This is a genomic window from Salmonella enterica subsp. arizonae, assembly GCF_008692845.1.
Classification (GTDB): Bacteria; Pseudomonadota; Gammaproteobacteria; order Enterobacterales; family Enterobacteriaceae; genus Salmonella; species Salmonella arizonae.
Genome location: NZ_VXJW01000004.1, coordinates 38,215 through 55,645, shown reverse-complemented (window position 1 = coordinate 55,645; position 17,431 = coordinate 38,215). Strand labels below are relative to the sequence as shown.

The window sequence follows — 17,431 nt, the reverse complement described above, 5'->3', positions numbered from 1 at the left end:
TCCATGTACATGACGCGTGGCTTGGGGTAAATTGTTGGCAAATTTTCCGGCGTAGCCCAAAACGCGCTGTCGTCAAGTCGTTACGGGCATGGCCTTCAACATCCGATCTGGAGTCAAAATGTCCTCACGTAAAGAGCTTGCCAATGCTATTCGTGCGCTGAGCATGGACGCAGTACAGAAAGCCAAATCCGGTCACCCGGGTGCCCCGATGGGTATGGCTGACATTGCCGAAGTCCTGTGGCGTGATTTCCTGAACCACAACCCGACCAACCCGTCCTGGGTCGACCGCGACCGTTTCGTGTTGTCTAATGGCCACGGCTCCATGCTGATTTACAGCCTGCTGCACCTCACAGGCTATGATCTGCCGATGTCCGAGCTGCAAAACTTCCGTCAACTGCACTCCAAAACCCCGGGCCACCCGGAAGTAGGGTACACCGCTGGCGTTGAAACCACCACCGGCCCGCTGGGGCAGGGCATTGCCAACGCCGTCGGTATGGCGATTGCCGAGAAAACGCTGGCGGCGCAGTTTAACCGTCCGGGTCACGACATCGTTGACCATTTTACTTACGTCTTTATGGGCGACGGCTGCATGATGGAAGGTATCTCTCATGAGGTATGTTCTCTGGCCGGTACTCTGAAACTGGGTAAACTGATCGCGTTCTATGACGACAACGGTATCTCCATCGATGGTCACGTTGAAGGCTGGTTCACCGATGACACCGCGAAGCGTTTTGAAGCCTACGGCTGGCACGTTATCCGTGGCATTGACGGTCACGATGCCGACGCCATTAAACGCGCCACGGAAGAAGCTCGCGCCGTGACTGACAAACCGTCCCTGCTGATGTGCAAAACCATCATCGGTTTCGGTTCGCCGAACAAACAGGGTACCCACGATTCCCACGGCGCGCCGCTGGGCGACGCGGAAATCGCGCTGACCCGCGAACAACTGGGCTGGAAATACGCGCCGTTCGAAATCCCGTCTGAAATCTACGCTCAGTGGGATGCGAAAGAAGCCGGCCAGGCGAAAGAGTCTGCATGGAATGAGAAATTCGCTGCTTATGAGAAAGCCTTCCCGCAGGAAGCGGCTGAATTCACCCGTCGTATGAAAGGCGATATGCCGGCTGACTTCGATGCGAAAGCGAACGAGTTCATCGCTAAACTGCAGGCTAACCCGGCGAAAATCGCCAGCCGTAAAGCGTCCCAGAATGCCATCGAAGCCTTCGGCCCGCTGTTGCCGGAATTCCTCGGCGGCTCCGCAGACCTCGCGCCCTCTAACCTGACACTGTGGTCCGGCTCTAAGGCAATTAACGAAGACGCGGCGGGTAACTACATTCACTACGGCGTGCGCGAATTCGGTATGACCGCCATTGCCAACGGCATCGCCCTGCACGGCGGCTTCCTGCCGTACACCTCCACCTTCCTGATGTTCGTGGAATATGCGCGTAACGCGGTGCGTATGGCGGCGCTGATGAAACAACGTCAGGTGATGGTCTACACCCACGACTCCATCGGTCTGGGCGAAGATGGCCCGACGCACCAGCCGGTTGAGCAGGTGGCTTCTCTGCGTGTGACGCCGAATATGTCCACATGGCGTCCTTGCGACCAGGTAGAATCCGCAGTGGCGTGGAAATATGGCGTAGAGCGTCAGGACGGCCCGACCGCGCTGATCCTCTCCCGCCAGAACCTGGCGCAGCAGGAACGTACTGAAGCGCAACTGGCGAACATCGCGCGCGGCGGCTACGTACTGAAAGATTGTGTCGGTCAACCGGAGCTGATCTTCATTGCCACTGGTTCTGAAGTGGAGCTGGCGGTAGCCGCTTACGAAAAACTGACTGCCGAAGGCGTGAAGGCGCGAGTGGTGTCCATGCCGTCCACCGACGCATTCGACAAACAGGATGCGGCATACCGTGAATCTGTGCTGCCGAAAGCGGTGTCTGCACGTGTGGCGATTGAAGCGGGTATTGCTGACTACTGGTACAAATACGTCGGCCTGAACGGCGCGATTGTCGGTATGACCACCTTCGGTGAATCCGCCCCGGCAGAGCTGTTGTTTGAAGAGTTTGGCTTCACTGTGGACAACGTGATCGCCAAAGCGAAAGCGCTGCTGTAATCCTTAATACGGCATAAAACGGGTCGCTTCGGCGACCCGTTTTTATTTTTAGATACATTTATTTGTCGCTAACAAGGTTTTATTTGTGATTTTTATCACAATTTTGATATTATATTATTTATTGAATTTGCAATGAACATCACAAAATGAAACTTGCTTTTTGTTTTTTTAATTATAACGGTTTGTTTTATAGATAAATTATAATCATGTCATTTTAAACGCTCGCTTTTTCGCCTGGATTGATTTCATTTTGCCGCCCGCGTATTTTATTTTTAACGACAGGTTGTACCCTAAAAATAAAATAAGGATAGTTTATGCGGTTAATAGATTATTTTCCTGAAGCATCTATTACAATAAGACCATCGGCACAAAATTGGCAGGAAGCTGTTGATTTTTCCATGTCATCCCTTTTGACTAATCGTTATATAAATGAAAATTATATTCAGGCTATCAAAGATTCAACAGTCAGTAATGGTCCTTACTATATTCTGGCGCCCGGTGTCGCGATGCCTCATGCTCGCCCCGAATGCGGCGCGTTAAAAACCGGGATGTCATTAACATTGCTCAGGCAGGATGTGCAGTTTACCGACGAGGATGACGGCATAAAATTATTAATCGGCCTGTCAGCAGCAGATTCAGATTCACATATTGGCGCTATTCAGGCGTTAAGCGAACTATTATGTGAAGAGGATATTTTAGCGGCGTTATTAGCTGCGGAATCAGAAAAAGAGCTGGCGGATATTATAGCTCGCGCATAATTATTCTCTCCTTTACAGGATATTATTATGGAACACAAGTCTGCTCGTGCAAAGGTCCAGGCTTTTGGGGGCTTTTTGACCGCGATGGTCATTCCCAATATCGGCGCTTTTATTGCCTGGGGGTTTATCACTGCATTATTTATTCCAACAGGGTGGATGCCAAATGAGCATTTCGCCAAAATTGTCGGCCCGATGATTACCTATTTACTGCCGGTAATGATTGGTTCTACCGGTGGACATCTGATAGGTGGAAAGCGTGGCGCCGTGATGGGGGGCATTGGCACCATTGGCGTTATCATCGGCGCTGATATCCCCATGTTTCTTGGCTCAATGATTATGGGGCCTCTCGGCGGTCTGGTCATTAAATATATTGATCGGGTGCTGGAGAAGCGGATTCCCGCCGGTTTTGAGATGGTGATTAATAACTTCTCGCTGGGTATCGCCGGGATGATTTTGTGTCTGCTGGGTTTTGAAGTGATTGGTCCGGCGGTACTCATTGCCAATAACTTTGTGAAGGAGTGTATTGAATCATTGGTACATGCGGGTTATCTGCCGCTGTTGTCTTTAATCAATGAACCGGCAAAAATCCTCTTTTTGAACAATGCCATCGATCAGGGCGTTTATTATCCGTTGGGAATGCAACAAGCGTCGGAAACCGGAAAGTCCATTTTCTTTATGGTGGCTTCTAACCCGGGGCCTGGCTTAGGTTTGCTGCTTGCCTTTACGCTATTCGGCAAAGGAATGGCAAAGAAATCTGCGCCTGGCGCCATGATTATCCATTTCCTCGGCGGGATTCATGAGCTCTATTTTCCCTACGTGCTGATGAAGCCATTAACACTCATCGCCATGATTGTCGGCGGGATGAGCGGAACATGGGTGTTTAACCTGCTGGATGGCGGCCTGGTTGCAGGGCCAAGTCCGGGTTCAATTTTCGCTTACCTGGCGCTGACGCCGAAAGGTTCTTTCCTTGCTACGATTGCTGGCGTAACGGCGGGAACGGCAGTGACCTTTATTATCACCGCTTTCATTTTGAAAATGGAAAAAAGTAGCGAAGCCGACAGCGAAGATACTTTTAGCGATTCCGCTAAAGCGGTGAAAGCCATGAAGCAGGAAGGTAAATTTTCATATCGCGACGTGAAACGCATCGCCTTTGTCTGCGATGCGGGGATGGGCTCCAGCGCAATGGGCGCGACAACGTTCCGCCGACGTCTGGAAAAGGCGGGCCTGACTATCGACGTTAAACATTACGCTATCGAAAATGTACCGGATGATGCCGATATTATTGTTACCCATGCCAGCCTTGAAGGACGCGTTAAGCGAGTCAGCAATAAGCCCTTAATACTTATTAAGAACTATATTGGCGATCCGCGCCTTGATGATTTATTTAACCATTTGACATCGAATTAATATTTCAGGTTTCTGGAGTAAATATGAAAACGAAAGTAGCTGCTATATATGGCAAGCGGGATGTCCGTATCCGTGAGTTTGAATTACCCGATATTACTGAGAATGAACTGCTCGTAAGCGTAATTTCCGACAGCGTATGTCTCTCTACCTGGAAAGCCGCTTTATTAGGCAGTGAACATAAGCGAGTGCCAGATGACCTGGAAAATCATCCTGTCATTACGGGTCATGAATGTGCCGGAATTATCGTCGAAGTAGGAAAAAACCTGACTGATAAATATAAAAAAGGACAGCGTTTTGTTTTACAACCGGCGATGGGCCTGCCGAGCGGTTATTCTGCTGGCTACAGCTACGAATATTTTGGCGGTAACGCCACGTACATGATAATCCCGGAAGTAGCGATTAATCTGGGCTGTGTTTTACCGTATCACGGTTCTTATTTTGCCGCAGCATCGCTGGCGGAACCCATGTGCTGCATTATTGGCGCCTATAATGCGAATTATCATACAACGCCTTATGTTTATGAACATCGGATGGGAGTCAAACCCGGCGGTAATATCGCGCTCCTGGCCTGTGCCGGACCGATGGGCATTGGCGCGATTGATTATGCCATTAACGGCGGGATCCAGCCGTCGCGAGTTGTGGTGGTAGATATCGATGAAGCCCGCCTGACGCAGGCGAAAAAACTGCTGCCGGTCAAACAGGCCGCCGAGAAGGGCATTGAGCTTATCTATGTGAATACCGCGGGCATGGCTGATCCTGCTGCGCAACTTCGGGCATTAACCGATGGCGCAGGATTTGATGATGTCTTTGTTTATGCCGCCGTTCCGTCCGTTGTTGAAATGGCTGACGATCTTCTCGCAGAAGACGGTTGCCTGAATTTCTTTGCCGGGCCGACAGATAGCCAGTTCAAGGTACCGTTTAATTTTTACAATGTGCATTACAACAGCACCCATGTCGTAGGGACATCAGGCGGTTCCACGGGTGATATGAAAGAGGCTATTGCGTTAAGCGCAACAGGACAGCTTCAGCCTTCATTCATGGTGACGCATATTGGCGGACTGGATGCCGTGCCGGACACCGTACTCAACTTGCCGGATATTCCTGGCGGTAAAAAGCTTATCTATAACGGCGTCACCATGCCGCTGACGGCGATTACTGATTTCGCCGAAAAAGGAAAAACGGATCCGTTGTTCAGGGAGCTGGCGCGTCTGGTTGAAGAGACGCACGGCATCTGGAACGAAAAAGCGGAAAGATACCTGCTGGCGCAATTTGGCGTGGATATCGGGGAGGCGGCATGATGTCTCTGGCATGGCCGCTATTTCGCATTACGGAGCAGGCAGCGCTGGCTGCCTGGCCGCAAACCGGCTGCGGCGATAAGAACAGAATTGATGGGCTGGCTGTTACCGCGATGCGTCAGGCGTTGAATGATATCGCCATCCGTGGGCGGATCGTCATCGGCGAGGGAGAAATCGATCATGCGCCCATGTTATGGATTGGCGAAGAGGTTGGTAACGGCGAGGGGCCGGAGGTGGATATCGCCGTCGATCCTATAGAAGGCACCCGAATGGTCGCTATGGGACAAAGCAATGCGCTGGCCGTCATGGCGTTTGCGCCCCGGGGTAGCTTGTTACATGCGCCCGATATGTATATGAAAAAGCTGGTCGTAAGTCGGCAGGCGAAAGGCGTGATTAACCTGGCGTTATCGTTAACCGATAATCTGCGAAATGTCGCCAGGGCGCTAAATAAGCCGCTGGAGGAGCTGCGTATGGTCACGTTAGATAAACCGCGGCTGCAGCCGGCCATTACACAGGCGACACAACTTGGGGTTAAGGTTTTCGCCCTCTCTGATGGTGATGTGGCGGCCAGCGTCCTGACCTGTTTGCAGGATAACCCTTATGATCTGATGTATACCATTGGCGGCGCGCCTGAAGGCGTAATTTCCGCCTGTGCGGTAAAAGCGCTGGGCGGTGATATGCAGGCGGAGCTGCTCGACTTTTGTGAAGCGAAAGGGGACAACGCTGACAACCGCCTGGTGGCGCAACAGGAGCGTCAACGCTGCGAAGAAATGGGCGTTGCGGTTAACCGCGTCTACTCCCTTGACGAACTGGCTGCCGGTAATGACATTCTCTTTAGCGCGACGGGCGTTACGGGCGGCGATCTGGTTAACGGGATCCAACGGGTTGCGAACGGCGTGCGCACGCAAACTTTACTGATCGGCAGCGCAGATCGAACGTGTAATATAATAGACTCTCTGCATTCATGGTGACCTATCGAGAAACGAATGACGACGCTGACAGAAGACGATGTGCTTGAGCAACTGGACGCTCAAAATAATTTACTTTCGTTTATGACGACGGCACATAACATTTTGCTCCAGGGCATTAAGCGCTTTCTGCCGTCGCTGTTTGTCGATAATGATGAAGAAATTGTGGAATATGCAGTGAAGCCGTTACTCGCCCAAAGCGGGCCGCTTGATGATATCGACGTTGCGTTGCGTCTGATTTATGCGCTGGGGAAAATGGATAAATGGCTCTACGCTGACATCACCCATTTTTCTCAGTTTTATCAGTACCTGCATGAACAAGACGCGATTCCCGGTTTTGCCGACGACATTACCTGGGACTTTATCAGTAACGTTAACTGTATTACCCGTAATGCGCCCTTATATGGCGCGCTGGAGTCGATGAAGTTTGCCGACTTCGCCGCGTGGTCTGAGGTGCGTTTTACCGGTATGGTCAAAACGGCGATGGCGCTGGCGGTAACGACAATTTTAAAGGAATTAACGCCGTGAAAATCGCATTAACGGTTAATGGGCTGCACGTTGAAGCACATTATCATGATGATGAAATAGAGCAGGTTCACAAGCCCTTACTGCAACACCTGGCTAAAATACATGCCGCTAAATTTGAGCGCCGTACCATCGTTTTTCTTAGCGCGCCGCCTGGAACAGGCAAGTCCACGCTGACCACCTTCTGGGAATACCTCTCTCGCCTGGATGATGAGTTGCCGGAAATTCAAACGCTCCCAATGGATGGTTTTCATTATTATAATAGTTGGCTGGAGGCGCATAATCTCCGTGACTGTAAAGGCGCGCCGGAGACCTTTAACGTTGATAAGCTGGCGGAAAACCTGCGTCAGGTGCGGGCTGGCGAGGCGACCTGGCCGCAGTATGACCGGCAGCGGCACGACCCGGTGGAACACGCCGTTGTGGTCACGGCGCCGATCGTGATCATTGAAGGTAACTGGTTATTGCGGCATGACGAAAGATGGCGCGTACTGGCGGAATATTGTGATTACTCGCTGTTTATTCGCGCCCCGGCGGAAGTATTGCGCGCCCGGCTGGTAGGCCGTAAGCTGGCGGGCGGTTTGTCGCAGGCTGAAGCCGATGCGTTTTATGAGCATACCGATGGCCCTAATGTGCGTCGGGTGCTGGAAAATAGCCGATCTGCCGATCTGATGCTGGAGATGACGGCTAACGGCGAATACCGGTTGGCTCACTCTTAACAACGTTAAGCGGGGAAAGCGTGCCGTTATGGAGCCTGACCACCCGTGAAAAATGACGCCGGGTAAACGCAGCGTCATGGCTAATCGCCGCGACGCTGGTTCCCCGCGCCCGGCATGTCGCCAGCCAGTGTTCAAATACGCTGAGCCAGTGGGCGTCAAAATCCCGGCTGGGTTCATCCAGCAATAACACAGGCGGCGCCATCGCCTCCAGACTGGCGACCGCCACCATCCGGCGCTGCGCGGCGTGCAGATCAAGCGGGTGTGCCTCGGCGACGTCCGTTATCTGGCATAACCGCAGCGCGGCTTGGGTGCGCCGTGAAATTTCCTCTGCCGATAAGCGCTGTAGTTTCAGCCCAAAAGCCACCTCTTGCGCGACATTGCTGTGGAAAATCTGGTTTTCCGCTTCCTGAAAGAGTACGCCGATAGCGGCGGCGCGTTGACGATTTTTAAGCTGCGCAATCGGCTCTCCATTAAGCGTTACCGAGCCGGAAGTGGGGGAAAGCAGGCCGGCCATAATCCGTAACAGCGTTGATTTTCCCGCGCCGTTATCGCCGGTCAACGCCAGCCATTCGCCGTCCTGAAGCTCAAGCGAGATGGCGTGCAGACAGTCGGCTGCAGCATCCGGCCAGCGATAAGCGACCTGATTTAACGTCAACATAATGGGGTTAGCGCTCCGTCGCGCAATTGCCATACCCGCTGGCATCGCGTCAGAAAAGGAAAATGATTACGTTCAAAAAGCACAATGAGAGAATGACGTTCCTGCGCCCACTGTTGTAGCCGTTCCAGCAGCGTCCCGGTGGCCGCTGAGGTCAGCCGACTGAAAGCTTCATCAAGAACTAATAGTCTGGGCTGCATGGCAAGCGCGCTGGCAATCACTACCCGCTGCGTTTCGCCGCCGGAGAGCGTGCCGGGATGGCGATGGCGTAACGACTGGCAGTTTGTCAGGGTTAGCGCCTCGTCAATGCGCCGTAGAATTTCCGCTTCCTGGAGGCCGAGATTCTCCGGGCCAAACGCCACCTCTTCCTCTACGCTAAAGGTACAGCCGGATAGCTGTAAATAAGGCGATTGCTGCACTAACTGGATGGCGGGCGACTGTTCTACCAGCGGGAGCTGCCCGATAGGGACGCCAAGCAGTAAGCCTGTGCCGTCAATATCGCCGGGAAGATAATCCGGATACCAGCCTGCCATCAGTTGCGCCAGCGTACTTTTTCCGCTGCCGTTATCGCCGACTATCGCCACCATTCCGGGCGTTGAATAGTGGAGATCAAAACATGCCGGCGGGCGTGTCGCATCGGACGGAAGATAACGAAACTGCTCTAACGTAACCATATCCACACTCCCGCTTCCGCCAGCATCAGCAGTACCATGCCATACCGCGCAACCCGTTGTAACACGCTATCTTTCGGCGCCCACAGCGTGGTTCGGGTACGATGCAGCCGAAATCCTCGCATATCCAACGCCGCGCCGCGTATCGCCAGATCGTTAAGCGCATTTTGCGTAAGCGGTACGATCAGCGCAGGCATCGCCCGTAGCCGCTGATACCAGCCTTCATCCAGCGGCACGCCGCGCGCACGCTGCGCTTCGTGGACAATCGCCAGTTGCCGTTTGAGCTGTTCGACGACCAGCAGAGGGCCAGCGAACAGGTAAGCGATGCCGGGTGGCAGACGTGAAGCGAACAGGGCGCGAATAAACCGCTGAACCGGCACATATTGCATCCATAGCTGCGACGTTGACACGATCGCCAGCAGGCGTAGCCATAGCGTAACGGCATATATCCAGCGCTGCGGATCGCGAGGCTGCCCGCTTATCCATTCCGTTAGCCAACCGCCATGTACCAGCCATAGCCCAACCCCTAAAGACAGCATCAGCCAGGCGACACACTTCGCCCGCCGCCGCGTTGATTTCAGCGCCAGCAGACAGAGGAAAGTCGCCGCGCTATAAACCGGGAGCACGGTCTGCGCAGGGAGTAGCAGCGTGGTGCAGGCCGCCAGTGCCCATAAGGTTAACGAGGTAAACGGATGCATTTAGCGTACGGCTGACATCGCAGGAAAATGCCGTGTCGTACGTAACGGTAGCTGACGCAGCAGTACCCAAACGATGATCGCCGTCAGAATTTTATCGACCAGATTAGCGCCTATGACGGTAATCGCGACAGACTCCACCAGGTTTTGGCCCATTGAATGCATCCAGGCGACGAACAAATCAGCTCCGCTGCCGGTAACGCCGCCAAAAAGCGCGGTACGAAGCGGTACGGCGACCAGCGTCACCGCTAACGTAATGACGACCCCGCTGACGATCACTTTGGGCAGGGTACGAAACCAGCCTGCGCGCGCCAGCCACCCGGCGACCAGGCCGATAACCATCGCTACCGGGGCAAACGCGGCAGCGATAGGGTCGGTAAGCAGCCCCCACAGCAAGTTGGTCAGAAGCCCCGTCAACATGCCGATTACCGGCCCTAACAGTACCGCGCTAATTAAGGTACCGATCGAGTCGAGAAAAATAGGCAGCTTCAACATGCTAATAAGCTGTCCGCCAATCATATTGATGGCAATTGCGATGACAATCAGAACCAGAGACTGGCTGGAAAACGGGCGACGCGCCATAAAGCACCTCTTAAAGAGTCGTCAATTAACGGGAAGAAATATGCAGTTCGTCATAACCGGAAATGGCGCACGGTTGACGGCTGAACGTCAGCGCTGGCAGCTCGCCGATAATCAGTTCCAGCGTGGTACGCACGGTACATCCCGGCATCATATGGCCGCCGAGCATGGCGCCGTAGGGATCTGATACCGCGAGATGCAGATGCTCGCCGGTCAATTCAAGCGTGCCGTTTAGCGAGATAACTTCAAACGTGCCGGTGAGCGATGTGGTCGCCTCTTGCCCGGCATAACGCAGCGCAACGTCGGTCAGACTACCGGTGCACCCTGCTATCCAGGCGGCGTGTAATTGGTGCTGTTGCACAAAAGCGTGTAATTGGGAAAACACTTCCTGGCCGGGAAGCAGACGAAGCGCGTAAAAGCGCGCTGTAGAGGCGTTGTGGTGAGATACAGTCATCGTTACAGGACTCCGAGACTCGGACGTGGCGCTGATAATATAGACGCTGGCGTCAGCGCTTTCTGATATAAATCAGTATTTGTGACGCGGCGCTGAAAAGATTTAATCGGGCGTACCGGAGATTCTTGAATATGGAATAAATTGCGCCGCAAACGATCATGAAATGTGATACAGGTCAGATAACTGTCTTCTTCGACTGGACAAATATTCCTTTTATTCTCCGTTTCGCTTATTCTAGCTGAAGCGTTTCAGTTAATTAAATGTTCGACAATTAACCAATCAGTCGCAGTTTGCGACAGGTGAGGTTTTACTCGACGATGCGCTGCATTACTCTGTCAGCCTCATCTGAATCGGGATAGCCTTGCAGGAGACCTATGACCGTACGCGTAGCGATTAATGGCTTTGGTCGCATCGGGCGTAACGTGGTTCGTGCTTTGTATGAATCCGGACGTCGGGCGGAAATTACCGTGGTGGCCATCAACGAGCTGGCGGATGCCGCAGGCATGGCGCATTTGTTGAAATACGATACCAGCCACGGGCGTTTTGCATGGGAGGTTCGCCACGAGCGCGAGCAGCTCTTCGTCGGCGACGATGTCATTCGTATTCTGCATGAACAAACGCTGGCGGATCTGCCGTGGCGCGAACTGGGCGTGGATGTCGTGTTGGATTGTACGGGCGTATATGGCAACCGGGAGCATGGCGAAGCGCATATTGCCGCTGGCGCGAAGAAAGTGCTTTTTTCTCATCCGGGCAGCAACGATCTTGATGCCACCGTCGTCTTTGGCGTGAACCAGAATCAATTGCGTGCGGAACATCGTATTGTCTCAAACGCGTCCTGTACCACGAATTGCATAATTCCCGTCATTAAATTGTTAGATGATGCTTACGGCATTGAGTCCGGTACCGTAACGACGATCCACTCCGCGATGAACGATCAACAGGTGATTGACGCGTATCACCCCGATCTGCGGCGTACACGCGCGGCCAGCCAGTCGATTATCCCGGTGGATACGAAACTGGCGGCAGGCATTACGCGTATATTCCCGCAGTTTAACGATCGTTTCGAGGCGATTGCCGTACGCGTTCCAACCATTAATGTGACGGCAATCGATTTAAGCGTGACGGTGAAAAAACCAATAAAAGCCAGTGAAGTCAACCAGTTGCTGCAAAAAGCAGCACAGGGTGCATTTCATGGTATAGTTGACTATACGGAGTCACCGTTGGTCTCGATAGATTTTAACCACGACCCGCACAGCGCCATTGTTGATGGCACGCAAACCCGGGTCAGTGGCGCTCACCTGATCAAGACGCTGGTCTGGTGCGATAATGAATGGGGCTTTGCTAACCGGATGCTCGACACCACGTTAGCGATGGCCGCAGTAGGTTTCAGGCTCGACACGTAAGCGTCGACAAAACTTTAAGAATCATTGAGAGGATTCACCATGTCTGTAATTAAGATGACCGATCTGGATCTGGCCGGGAAACGCGTTTTTATCCGTGCGGATCTGAACGTACCTGTTAAAGAAGGGAAAGTGACCAGCGACGCGCGTATCCGCGCCTCCCTGCCGACCATCGAACTGGCTCTGAAACAGGGCGCGAAAGTGATGGTAACTTCCCACTTGGGTCGTCCTACCGAAGGCGAGTACAACGAAGAATTCTCTCTGCTGCCGGTTGTTAACTACCTGAAAGATAAACTGTCTAACCCGGTTCGCTTGGTCAAAGATTACCTCGACGGCGTTGACGTGGCTGAAGGTGAGCTGGTGGTTCTGGAAAACGTTCGCTTTAACAAAGGCGAGAAGAAAGACGACGAAGCGCTGTCCAAAAAATATGCTGCGCTGTGCGACGTATTCGTAATGGACGCCTTCGGTACCGCACACCGTGCGCAGGCTTCTACTCACGGTATCGGCAAATTCGCTGACGTCGCGTGCGCAGGTCCGCTGCTAGCCGCTGAACTGGATGCGCTGGGTAAGGCGCTGAAAGAACCGGCTCGCCCGATGGTGGCTATCGTCGGCGGTTCTAAAGTGTCTACCAAACTGACCGTTCTGGATTCCCTGTCTAAAATTGCTGACCAATTAATCGTTGGCGGCGGTATCGCTAACACCTTCGTTGCCGCTCAAGGTCACAGCGTCGGTAAATCCCTGTACGAAGCAGACCTGGTTGATGAAGCAAAACGTCTGCTGACCACTTGCGATATCCCGGTCCCGACCGATGTTCGTGTTGCTACCGAGTTCTCTGAAACCGCACCAGCGACCCTGAAATCCGTTAACGACGTGAAAGAAGACGAGCAGATCCTGGATATCGGCGATGCTTCCGCTCAGCAGTTGGCTGAAATTCTCAAAAATGCCAAAACCATTCTGTGGAACGGCCCGGTTGGCGTGTTCGAATTCCCGAACTTCCGTAAAGGGACTGAAATCGTGGCGAATGCGATTGCAGACAGCGAAGCCTTCTCTATCGCTGGCGGCGGCGATACCCTGGCGGCAATCGACCTGTTCGGTATTGCTGACAAAATCTCCTATATTTCTACTGGCGGCGGCGCATTCCTCGAATTCGTGGAAGGTAAGGTTCTGCCAGCAGTCGCGATGCTCGAAGAGCGCGCTAAGAAGTAATCGTTACGGGCAGGGATTCCTGCCCGTTGATTTATCGCCGATCTGACATTCAGGGCGGCCTGTGTTTTTTCCCAAAGCCCGACGATACAGGACAACGAAACATGTCTAAAATTTTTGATTTCGTAAAACCAGGCGTAATCACTGGTGATGACGTACAGAAAGTGTTCCAGGTAGCAAAAGAAAACAATTTTGCTCTGCCAGCAGTTAACTGCGTAGGCACCGACTCCATCAATGCTGTTCTGGAAACCGCCGCCAAAGTTAAAGCGCCGGTAATCGTACAGTTCTCCAACGGCGGCGCTTCTTTCATCGCGGGTAAAGGCGTGAAAACTGATGTTCCTCAGGGTGCGGCAATCCTGGGCGCAATCTCTGGCGCGCATCACGTTCACCAGATGGCTGAACACTATGGTGTTCCGGTTATCCTGCACACTGACCACTGCGCGAAAAAACTGCTGCCGTGGATTGACGGTCTGCTGGATGCGGGTGAAAAACATTTCGCGGCCACCGGTAAGCCGTTGTTCTCTTCTCACATGATCGATCTGTCTGAAGAGTCTCTGCAGGAAAACATCGAAATCTGCTCCAAATACCTGGCGCGCATGTCCAAAATCGGCATGACCCTGGAAATCGAACTGGGTTGCACCGGTGGTGAAGAAGACGGCGTGGACAATAGCCACATGGACGCTTCTGCCCTGTACACCCAGCCGGAAGACGTTGATTACGCGTACACTGAACTGAGCAAAATCAGCCCGCGTTTCACCATTGCCGCTTCCTTCGGTAACGTACACGGCGTTTATAAGCCGGGTAACGTGGTTCTGACCCCGACCATTCTGCGTGATTCTCAGGAATATGTTTCTAAGAAACACAACCTGCCGCACAACAGCCTGAACTTCGTCTTCCACGGTGGTTCCGGTTCTACCGCTCAGGAAATCAAAGACTCCGTAAGCTACGGCGTAGTGAAAATGAACATTGATACCGATACCCAATGGGCAACCTGGGAAGGTGTTCTGAACTACTACAAAGAAAATGAAGCGTATCTGCAAGGTCAACTGGGCAATCCGAAAGGCGAAGATCAGCCGAACAAGAAATACTATGACCCGCGCGTATGGCTGCGTGCAGGCCAGACTTCGATGATCGCTCGTCTGGAAAAAGCATTTAAAGAACTGAACGCGATTGACGTTCTGTAATTTAGTCTGCTGATTGAAATGGCTTCCCTTGGGAAGCCATTTTTTTATCCCCATTACCGGAGAGCGACGTTAGTGTTTTTATCCGGCCTACTCACTGTACGCTTGTCTTTTTTTAGATGATGCCGAAAAATGGCATATTCCTCTGTTTTTGTTTACCTTTAAAAAGTTATTTTCGTGAGAATGATCTCATTTGCTTGTTTTGCTATGACCAAGGAATATTGAATGGAAGATTTAAATGTTGTCGACAGCATAAATGGTGCGGGTACCTGGCTGGTACGCAACCAGGCGTTACTGCTCAGCTATGCCGTAAATATTGTTGCGGCCCTTGCCATTATCATCATCGGGTTGATTGTGGCGCGCATGATCTCCAATACGGTAAATCGTCTGATGCGTGCGCGTCATATTGATGCGACAGTGGCCGATTTTCTTTCTGCGCTGGTGCGCTATGGGGTTATCGCTTTTACGCTGATTGCGGCCCTGGGGCGCGTGGGGGTTCAAACCGCTTCGGTTATTGCCGTCCTGGGCGCCGCTGGTTTAGCCGTTGGTCTGGCATTACAGGGATCGCTCTCTAACCTCGCCGCAGGGGTATTGCTGGTCATGTTCCGTCCGTTCCGCGCCGGTGAGTATGTCGATTTGGGCGGCGTTGCCGGTACGGTACTGAATGTGCAAATCTTTTCCACGACAATGCGCGCTGTAGACGGCAAAATCATTGTGATTCCGAACGGCAAAATTATCGCGGGAAATATCATCAATTATTCTCGTGAGCCGGTTCGCCGTAACGAATTTATTATTGGCGTGGCCTACGATTCGGATATTGATCAGGTAAAACAGTTGCTCACGACGATTATCGAGTCAGACGATCGCATTTTAAAAGATCGCGAAATGACGGTGCGTTTGAATGAGCTGGGTGCGTCATCCATTAATTTTGTGGTGCGTGTCTGGAGTAAAAGCGGTGACCTGCAAAATGTCTATTGGGACGTGCTGGAACGTATTAAGCGTGAATTTGACGCCGCCGATATTAGTTTCCCGTACCCGCAGATGGACGTCAATTTTAAACGCGTGAAAGATAACGCCGCGGAATAATTTTCATCCCGTGATGCGTGTTGGCGCTGCGTTTATCCGACTACAATATTCCCTGTTTGTAGGCCGGATAAGCGTAGCCGCCATTCGGCATTCAGATCTTTTATTAGATTTTCTTATTAGTGATTAAAACTATCAATTTCCGCTAATGCTATTCCCGCGCTATAGTCTGACTTTAAGAAAATCAGTTCAGGGTAGTTAACGTGATATCTTATTATTTTCAAGGGCTTGCTCTTGGATCTGCGATGATCCTTCCGCTTGGCCCGCAGAATGCGTTTGTAATGAATCAGGGAATTCGTCGCCAGTACCACCTCATGATAGCGCTGCTTTGCGCGTTAAGTGATTTAGCCCTGATTAGCGCCGGCATTTTTGGCGGCAGCGCATTGCTGATGCAGTCGCCGTGGCTGCTGGCGCTGGTCACATGGGGCGGGGTGGCGTTCTTGTTATGGTACGGTTTTGGCGCGCTGAAAACGGCGATGAGCAGTAATCTGGAGCTGGCCAGCGCCGAGGTCATGAATCAGGGGCGCTGGAAAATTATTGCCACCATGCTGGCGGTAACGTGGTTGAATCCGCACGTTTATCTGGATACGTTTGTCGTGCTGGGCAGTCTCGGCGGGCAACTGGATGCGGAGCCAAAGCGCTGGTTCGCCCTCGGTACGATTAGCGCGTCGTTCCTGTGGTTTTTTGGACTGGCGCTACTGGCGGCCTGGCTTGCGCCGCGACTGCGCACGGCTAAAGCTCAACGTATTATCAACATTCTGGTCGGGGTGGTAATGTGGTTTATCGCCTTCCAACTGGCGAGGGATGGCGTTGCGCATATTTACGCACTTTTCAACTAAGCGTTGTCTGATGGACAACAGGCCGATATCCGCTAAGCTTGCCTGCATGAGCCCTGTATGTCAGGGCAATGGCTGCAATATGGAGGAAAGACTGTGAAGTTCAAAGTGATGGCCCTGGCGGCATTAGTAGGTTTAAGCGCAATGTCTGCGAAGGCAGGCGAATTGCCGGAAGGCCCGCACATCGTGACTTCCGGTACGGCAAGCGTCGATGCTGTGCCTGATATCGCTACTTTAGCGATTGAAGTGAATGTCGCCGCGAAGGATGCGGCGACGGCGAAGAAGCAGGCCGATGAGCGTGTGGCGCAATATCTTTCCTTCCTTGAGCGAAATCAGATTGCGAAAAAAGACATTAGCGCGGCGAATCTACGCACGCAGCCGGATTATGATTACCAAAATGGTAAAAGCATTCTGAAAGGTTATCGCGCGGTGCGAACCGTTGAAGTGACGCTGCGTCAGTTAGATAAACTCAATTCTTTGCTGGACGGCGCGTTGAAGGCGGGTCTGAACGAGATTCGTTCGGTATCGCTGGGCGTGGCGCAACCGGACGCCTATAAAGACAAGGCCCGCAAAGCGGCCATTGATAACGCTATTCATCAGGCGCAGGCGCTGGCAGCCGGTTTTAACAGCAAATTGGGGCCGGTTTACAGCGTTCGTTACCATGTTTCTAATTATCAGCCGAGTCCGGTGGTGCGAATGATGAAAGCCGCAGAGGCTGCGTCGGTATCCGCGCAAGAAACTTACGAGCAGCCGACCATTCAGTTCGACGATCAGGTCGATGTGGTATTCCAGCTTGAACCCGGAACAGGGCAGACGCCGACAACGGCCTCCAGCGCGCAGTAATCTCGCACGGCCTGGGCGCTTCCAGGCCGTGTTTCCCCCAATGTTCTTGCCG

Annotated in this window: 18 protein-coding genes; 13 read left to right on the top strand and 5 right to left on the bottom strand. The window is 52.6% G+C overall.

Features of this window, described 5'->3' with window-relative positions; genetic code table 11:
* Positions 1-118: 118 nt before the first annotated feature.
* From tkt to F4V61_RS09265, 7 genes are all read left to right on the top strand, one after another.
* Positions 119-2,110 carry a transketolase gene (gene tkt / locus F4V61_RS09300; RefSeq protein ID WP_038397669.1) on the top strand — a complete coding sequence of 664 codons (1,992 nt, stop codon included), beginning with the start codon at positions 119-121 and terminating at the stop codon, positions 2,108-2,110.
* 314 nt (positions 2,111-2,424) lie between these two features.
* Complete coding sequence (cmtB, locus tag F4V61_RS09290; protein WP_079782234.1) at positions 2,425-2,868, top strand: PTS mannitol transporter subunit IIA; 444 nt, start codon at positions 2,425-2,427, stop codon at positions 2,866-2,868.
* 27 nt (positions 2,869-2,895) lie between these two features.
* Entirely contained in the window at positions 2,896-4,275 is a 1,380-nt protein-coding gene (locus F4V61_RS09285) for a PTS mannitol transporter subunit IICB (RefSeq protein WP_058345985.1), read from the top strand.
* A gap of 23 nt (positions 4,276-4,298) precedes the next feature.
* Positions 4,299-5,573 (top strand): zinc-binding dehydrogenase, encoded by a 1,275-nt coding sequence (locus F4V61_RS09280; RefSeq protein ID WP_000853175.1) that lies wholly within the window; start codon positions 4,299-4,301, stop codon positions 5,571-5,573.
* Complete coding sequence (gene glpX, locus F4V61_RS09275; RefSeq protein ID WP_058819789.1) at positions 5,570-6,541, top strand: class II fructose-bisphosphatase; 972 nt, start codon at positions 5,570-5,572, stop codon at positions 6,539-6,541. Before F4V61_RS09280 ends, glpX begins: the two co-directional genes overlap by 4 nt.
* A gap of 15 nt (positions 6,542-6,556) precedes the next feature.
* Entirely contained in the window at positions 6,557-7,066 is a 510-nt protein-coding gene (locus F4V61_RS09270; protein WP_000209974.1) for an MltR family transcriptional regulator, read from the top strand.
* Positions 7,063-7,779: a nucleoside/nucleotide kinase family protein gene (locus F4V61_RS09265; protein ID WP_058345982.1), complete on the top strand. Its 717-nt coding sequence runs from the start codon at positions 7,063-7,065 to the stop codon at positions 7,777-7,779. Before F4V61_RS09270 ends, F4V61_RS09265 begins: the two co-directional genes overlap by 4 nt.
* Here F4V61_RS09265 and F4V61_RS09260 read toward each other — a convergent pair.
* The 5 genes from F4V61_RS09260 to F4V61_RS09240 are packed head-to-tail and all read right to left on the bottom strand — an operon-like array spanning position 7,748 to position 10,833.
* On the bottom strand, positions 7,748-8,437 hold the full coding sequence (locus F4V61_RS09260) for an ABC transporter ATP-binding protein (RefSeq protein ID WP_080161276.1): 690 nt from the start codon (positions 8,435-8,437) through the stop codon (positions 7,748-7,750). The two genes, F4V61_RS09265 and F4V61_RS09260, sit on opposite strands and share 32 nt — an antisense overlap.
* Complete coding sequence (locus F4V61_RS09255; RefSeq protein ID WP_058345980.1) at positions 8,431-9,108, bottom strand: ABC transporter ATP-binding protein; 678 nt, start codon at positions 9,106-9,108, stop codon at positions 8,431-8,433. The genes F4V61_RS09260 and F4V61_RS09255 overlap by 7 nt, the downstream gene beginning before the upstream one ends.
* Positions 9,096-9,803 carry an energy-coupling factor transporter transmembrane component T gene (locus F4V61_RS09250; RefSeq protein ID WP_080161277.1) on the bottom strand — a complete coding sequence of 236 codons (708 nt, stop codon included), beginning with the start codon at positions 9,801-9,803 and terminating at the stop codon, positions 9,096-9,098. Before F4V61_RS09250 ends, F4V61_RS09255 begins: the two co-directional genes overlap by 13 nt.
* Positions 9,804-10,382, bottom strand: coding sequence for an ECF transporter S component (locus tag F4V61_RS09245; protein ID WP_038397677.1), 579 nt, complete (start codon positions 10,380-10,382; stop codon positions 9,804-9,806).
* Positions 10,383-10,407: 25 nt separating this feature from the next.
* Entirely contained in the window at positions 10,408-10,833 is a 426-nt protein-coding gene (locus F4V61_RS09240) for a PPC domain-containing DNA-binding protein (RefSeq protein WP_079832638.1), read from the bottom strand.
* 374 nt (positions 10,834-11,207) lie between these two features.
* Here F4V61_RS09240 and epd point away from each other — a divergent pair, with 374 nt between their 5' ends.
* The 6 genes from epd (at position 11,208) to F4V61_RS09210 (ending at position 17,379) form a co-directional block, all read left to right on the top strand.
* Positions 11,208-12,236, top strand: coding sequence for an erythrose-4-phosphate dehydrogenase (gene epd, locus F4V61_RS09235; RefSeq protein ID WP_000218467.1), 1,029 nt, complete (start codon positions 11,208-11,210; stop codon positions 12,234-12,236).
* Positions 12,237-12,275: 39 nt separating this feature from the next.
* Positions 12,276-13,439 (top strand): phosphoglycerate kinase, encoded by a 1,164-nt coding sequence (pgk, locus tag F4V61_RS09230; RefSeq protein ID WP_000111274.1) that lies wholly within the window; start codon positions 12,276-12,278, stop codon positions 13,437-13,439.
* Between the two features lie 101 nt (positions 13,440-13,540).
* On the top strand, positions 13,541-14,620 hold the full coding sequence (gene fbaA, locus F4V61_RS09225) for a class II fructose-bisphosphate aldolase (protein ID WP_000034388.1): 1,080 nt from the start codon (positions 13,541-13,543) through the stop codon (positions 14,618-14,620).
* A gap of 222 nt (positions 14,621-14,842) precedes the next feature.
* Positions 14,843-15,703, top strand: coding sequence for a small-conductance mechanosensitive channel MscS (locus tag F4V61_RS09220; protein ID WP_000389835.1), 861 nt, complete (start codon positions 14,843-14,845; stop codon positions 15,701-15,703).
* Positions 15,704-15,903: 200 nt separating this feature from the next.
* Positions 15,904-16,539 carry an arginine exporter ArgO gene (gene argO / locus F4V61_RS09215; RefSeq protein ID WP_080161278.1) on the top strand — a complete coding sequence of 212 codons (636 nt, stop codon included), beginning with the start codon at positions 15,904-15,906 and terminating at the stop codon, positions 16,537-16,539.
* 93 nt (positions 16,540-16,632) lie between these two features.
* Positions 16,633-17,379, top strand: coding sequence for an oxidative stress defense protein (locus F4V61_RS09210; protein WP_038397678.1), 747 nt, complete (start codon positions 16,633-16,635; stop codon positions 17,377-17,379).
* Positions 17,380-17,431 lie beyond the last annotated feature (52 nt).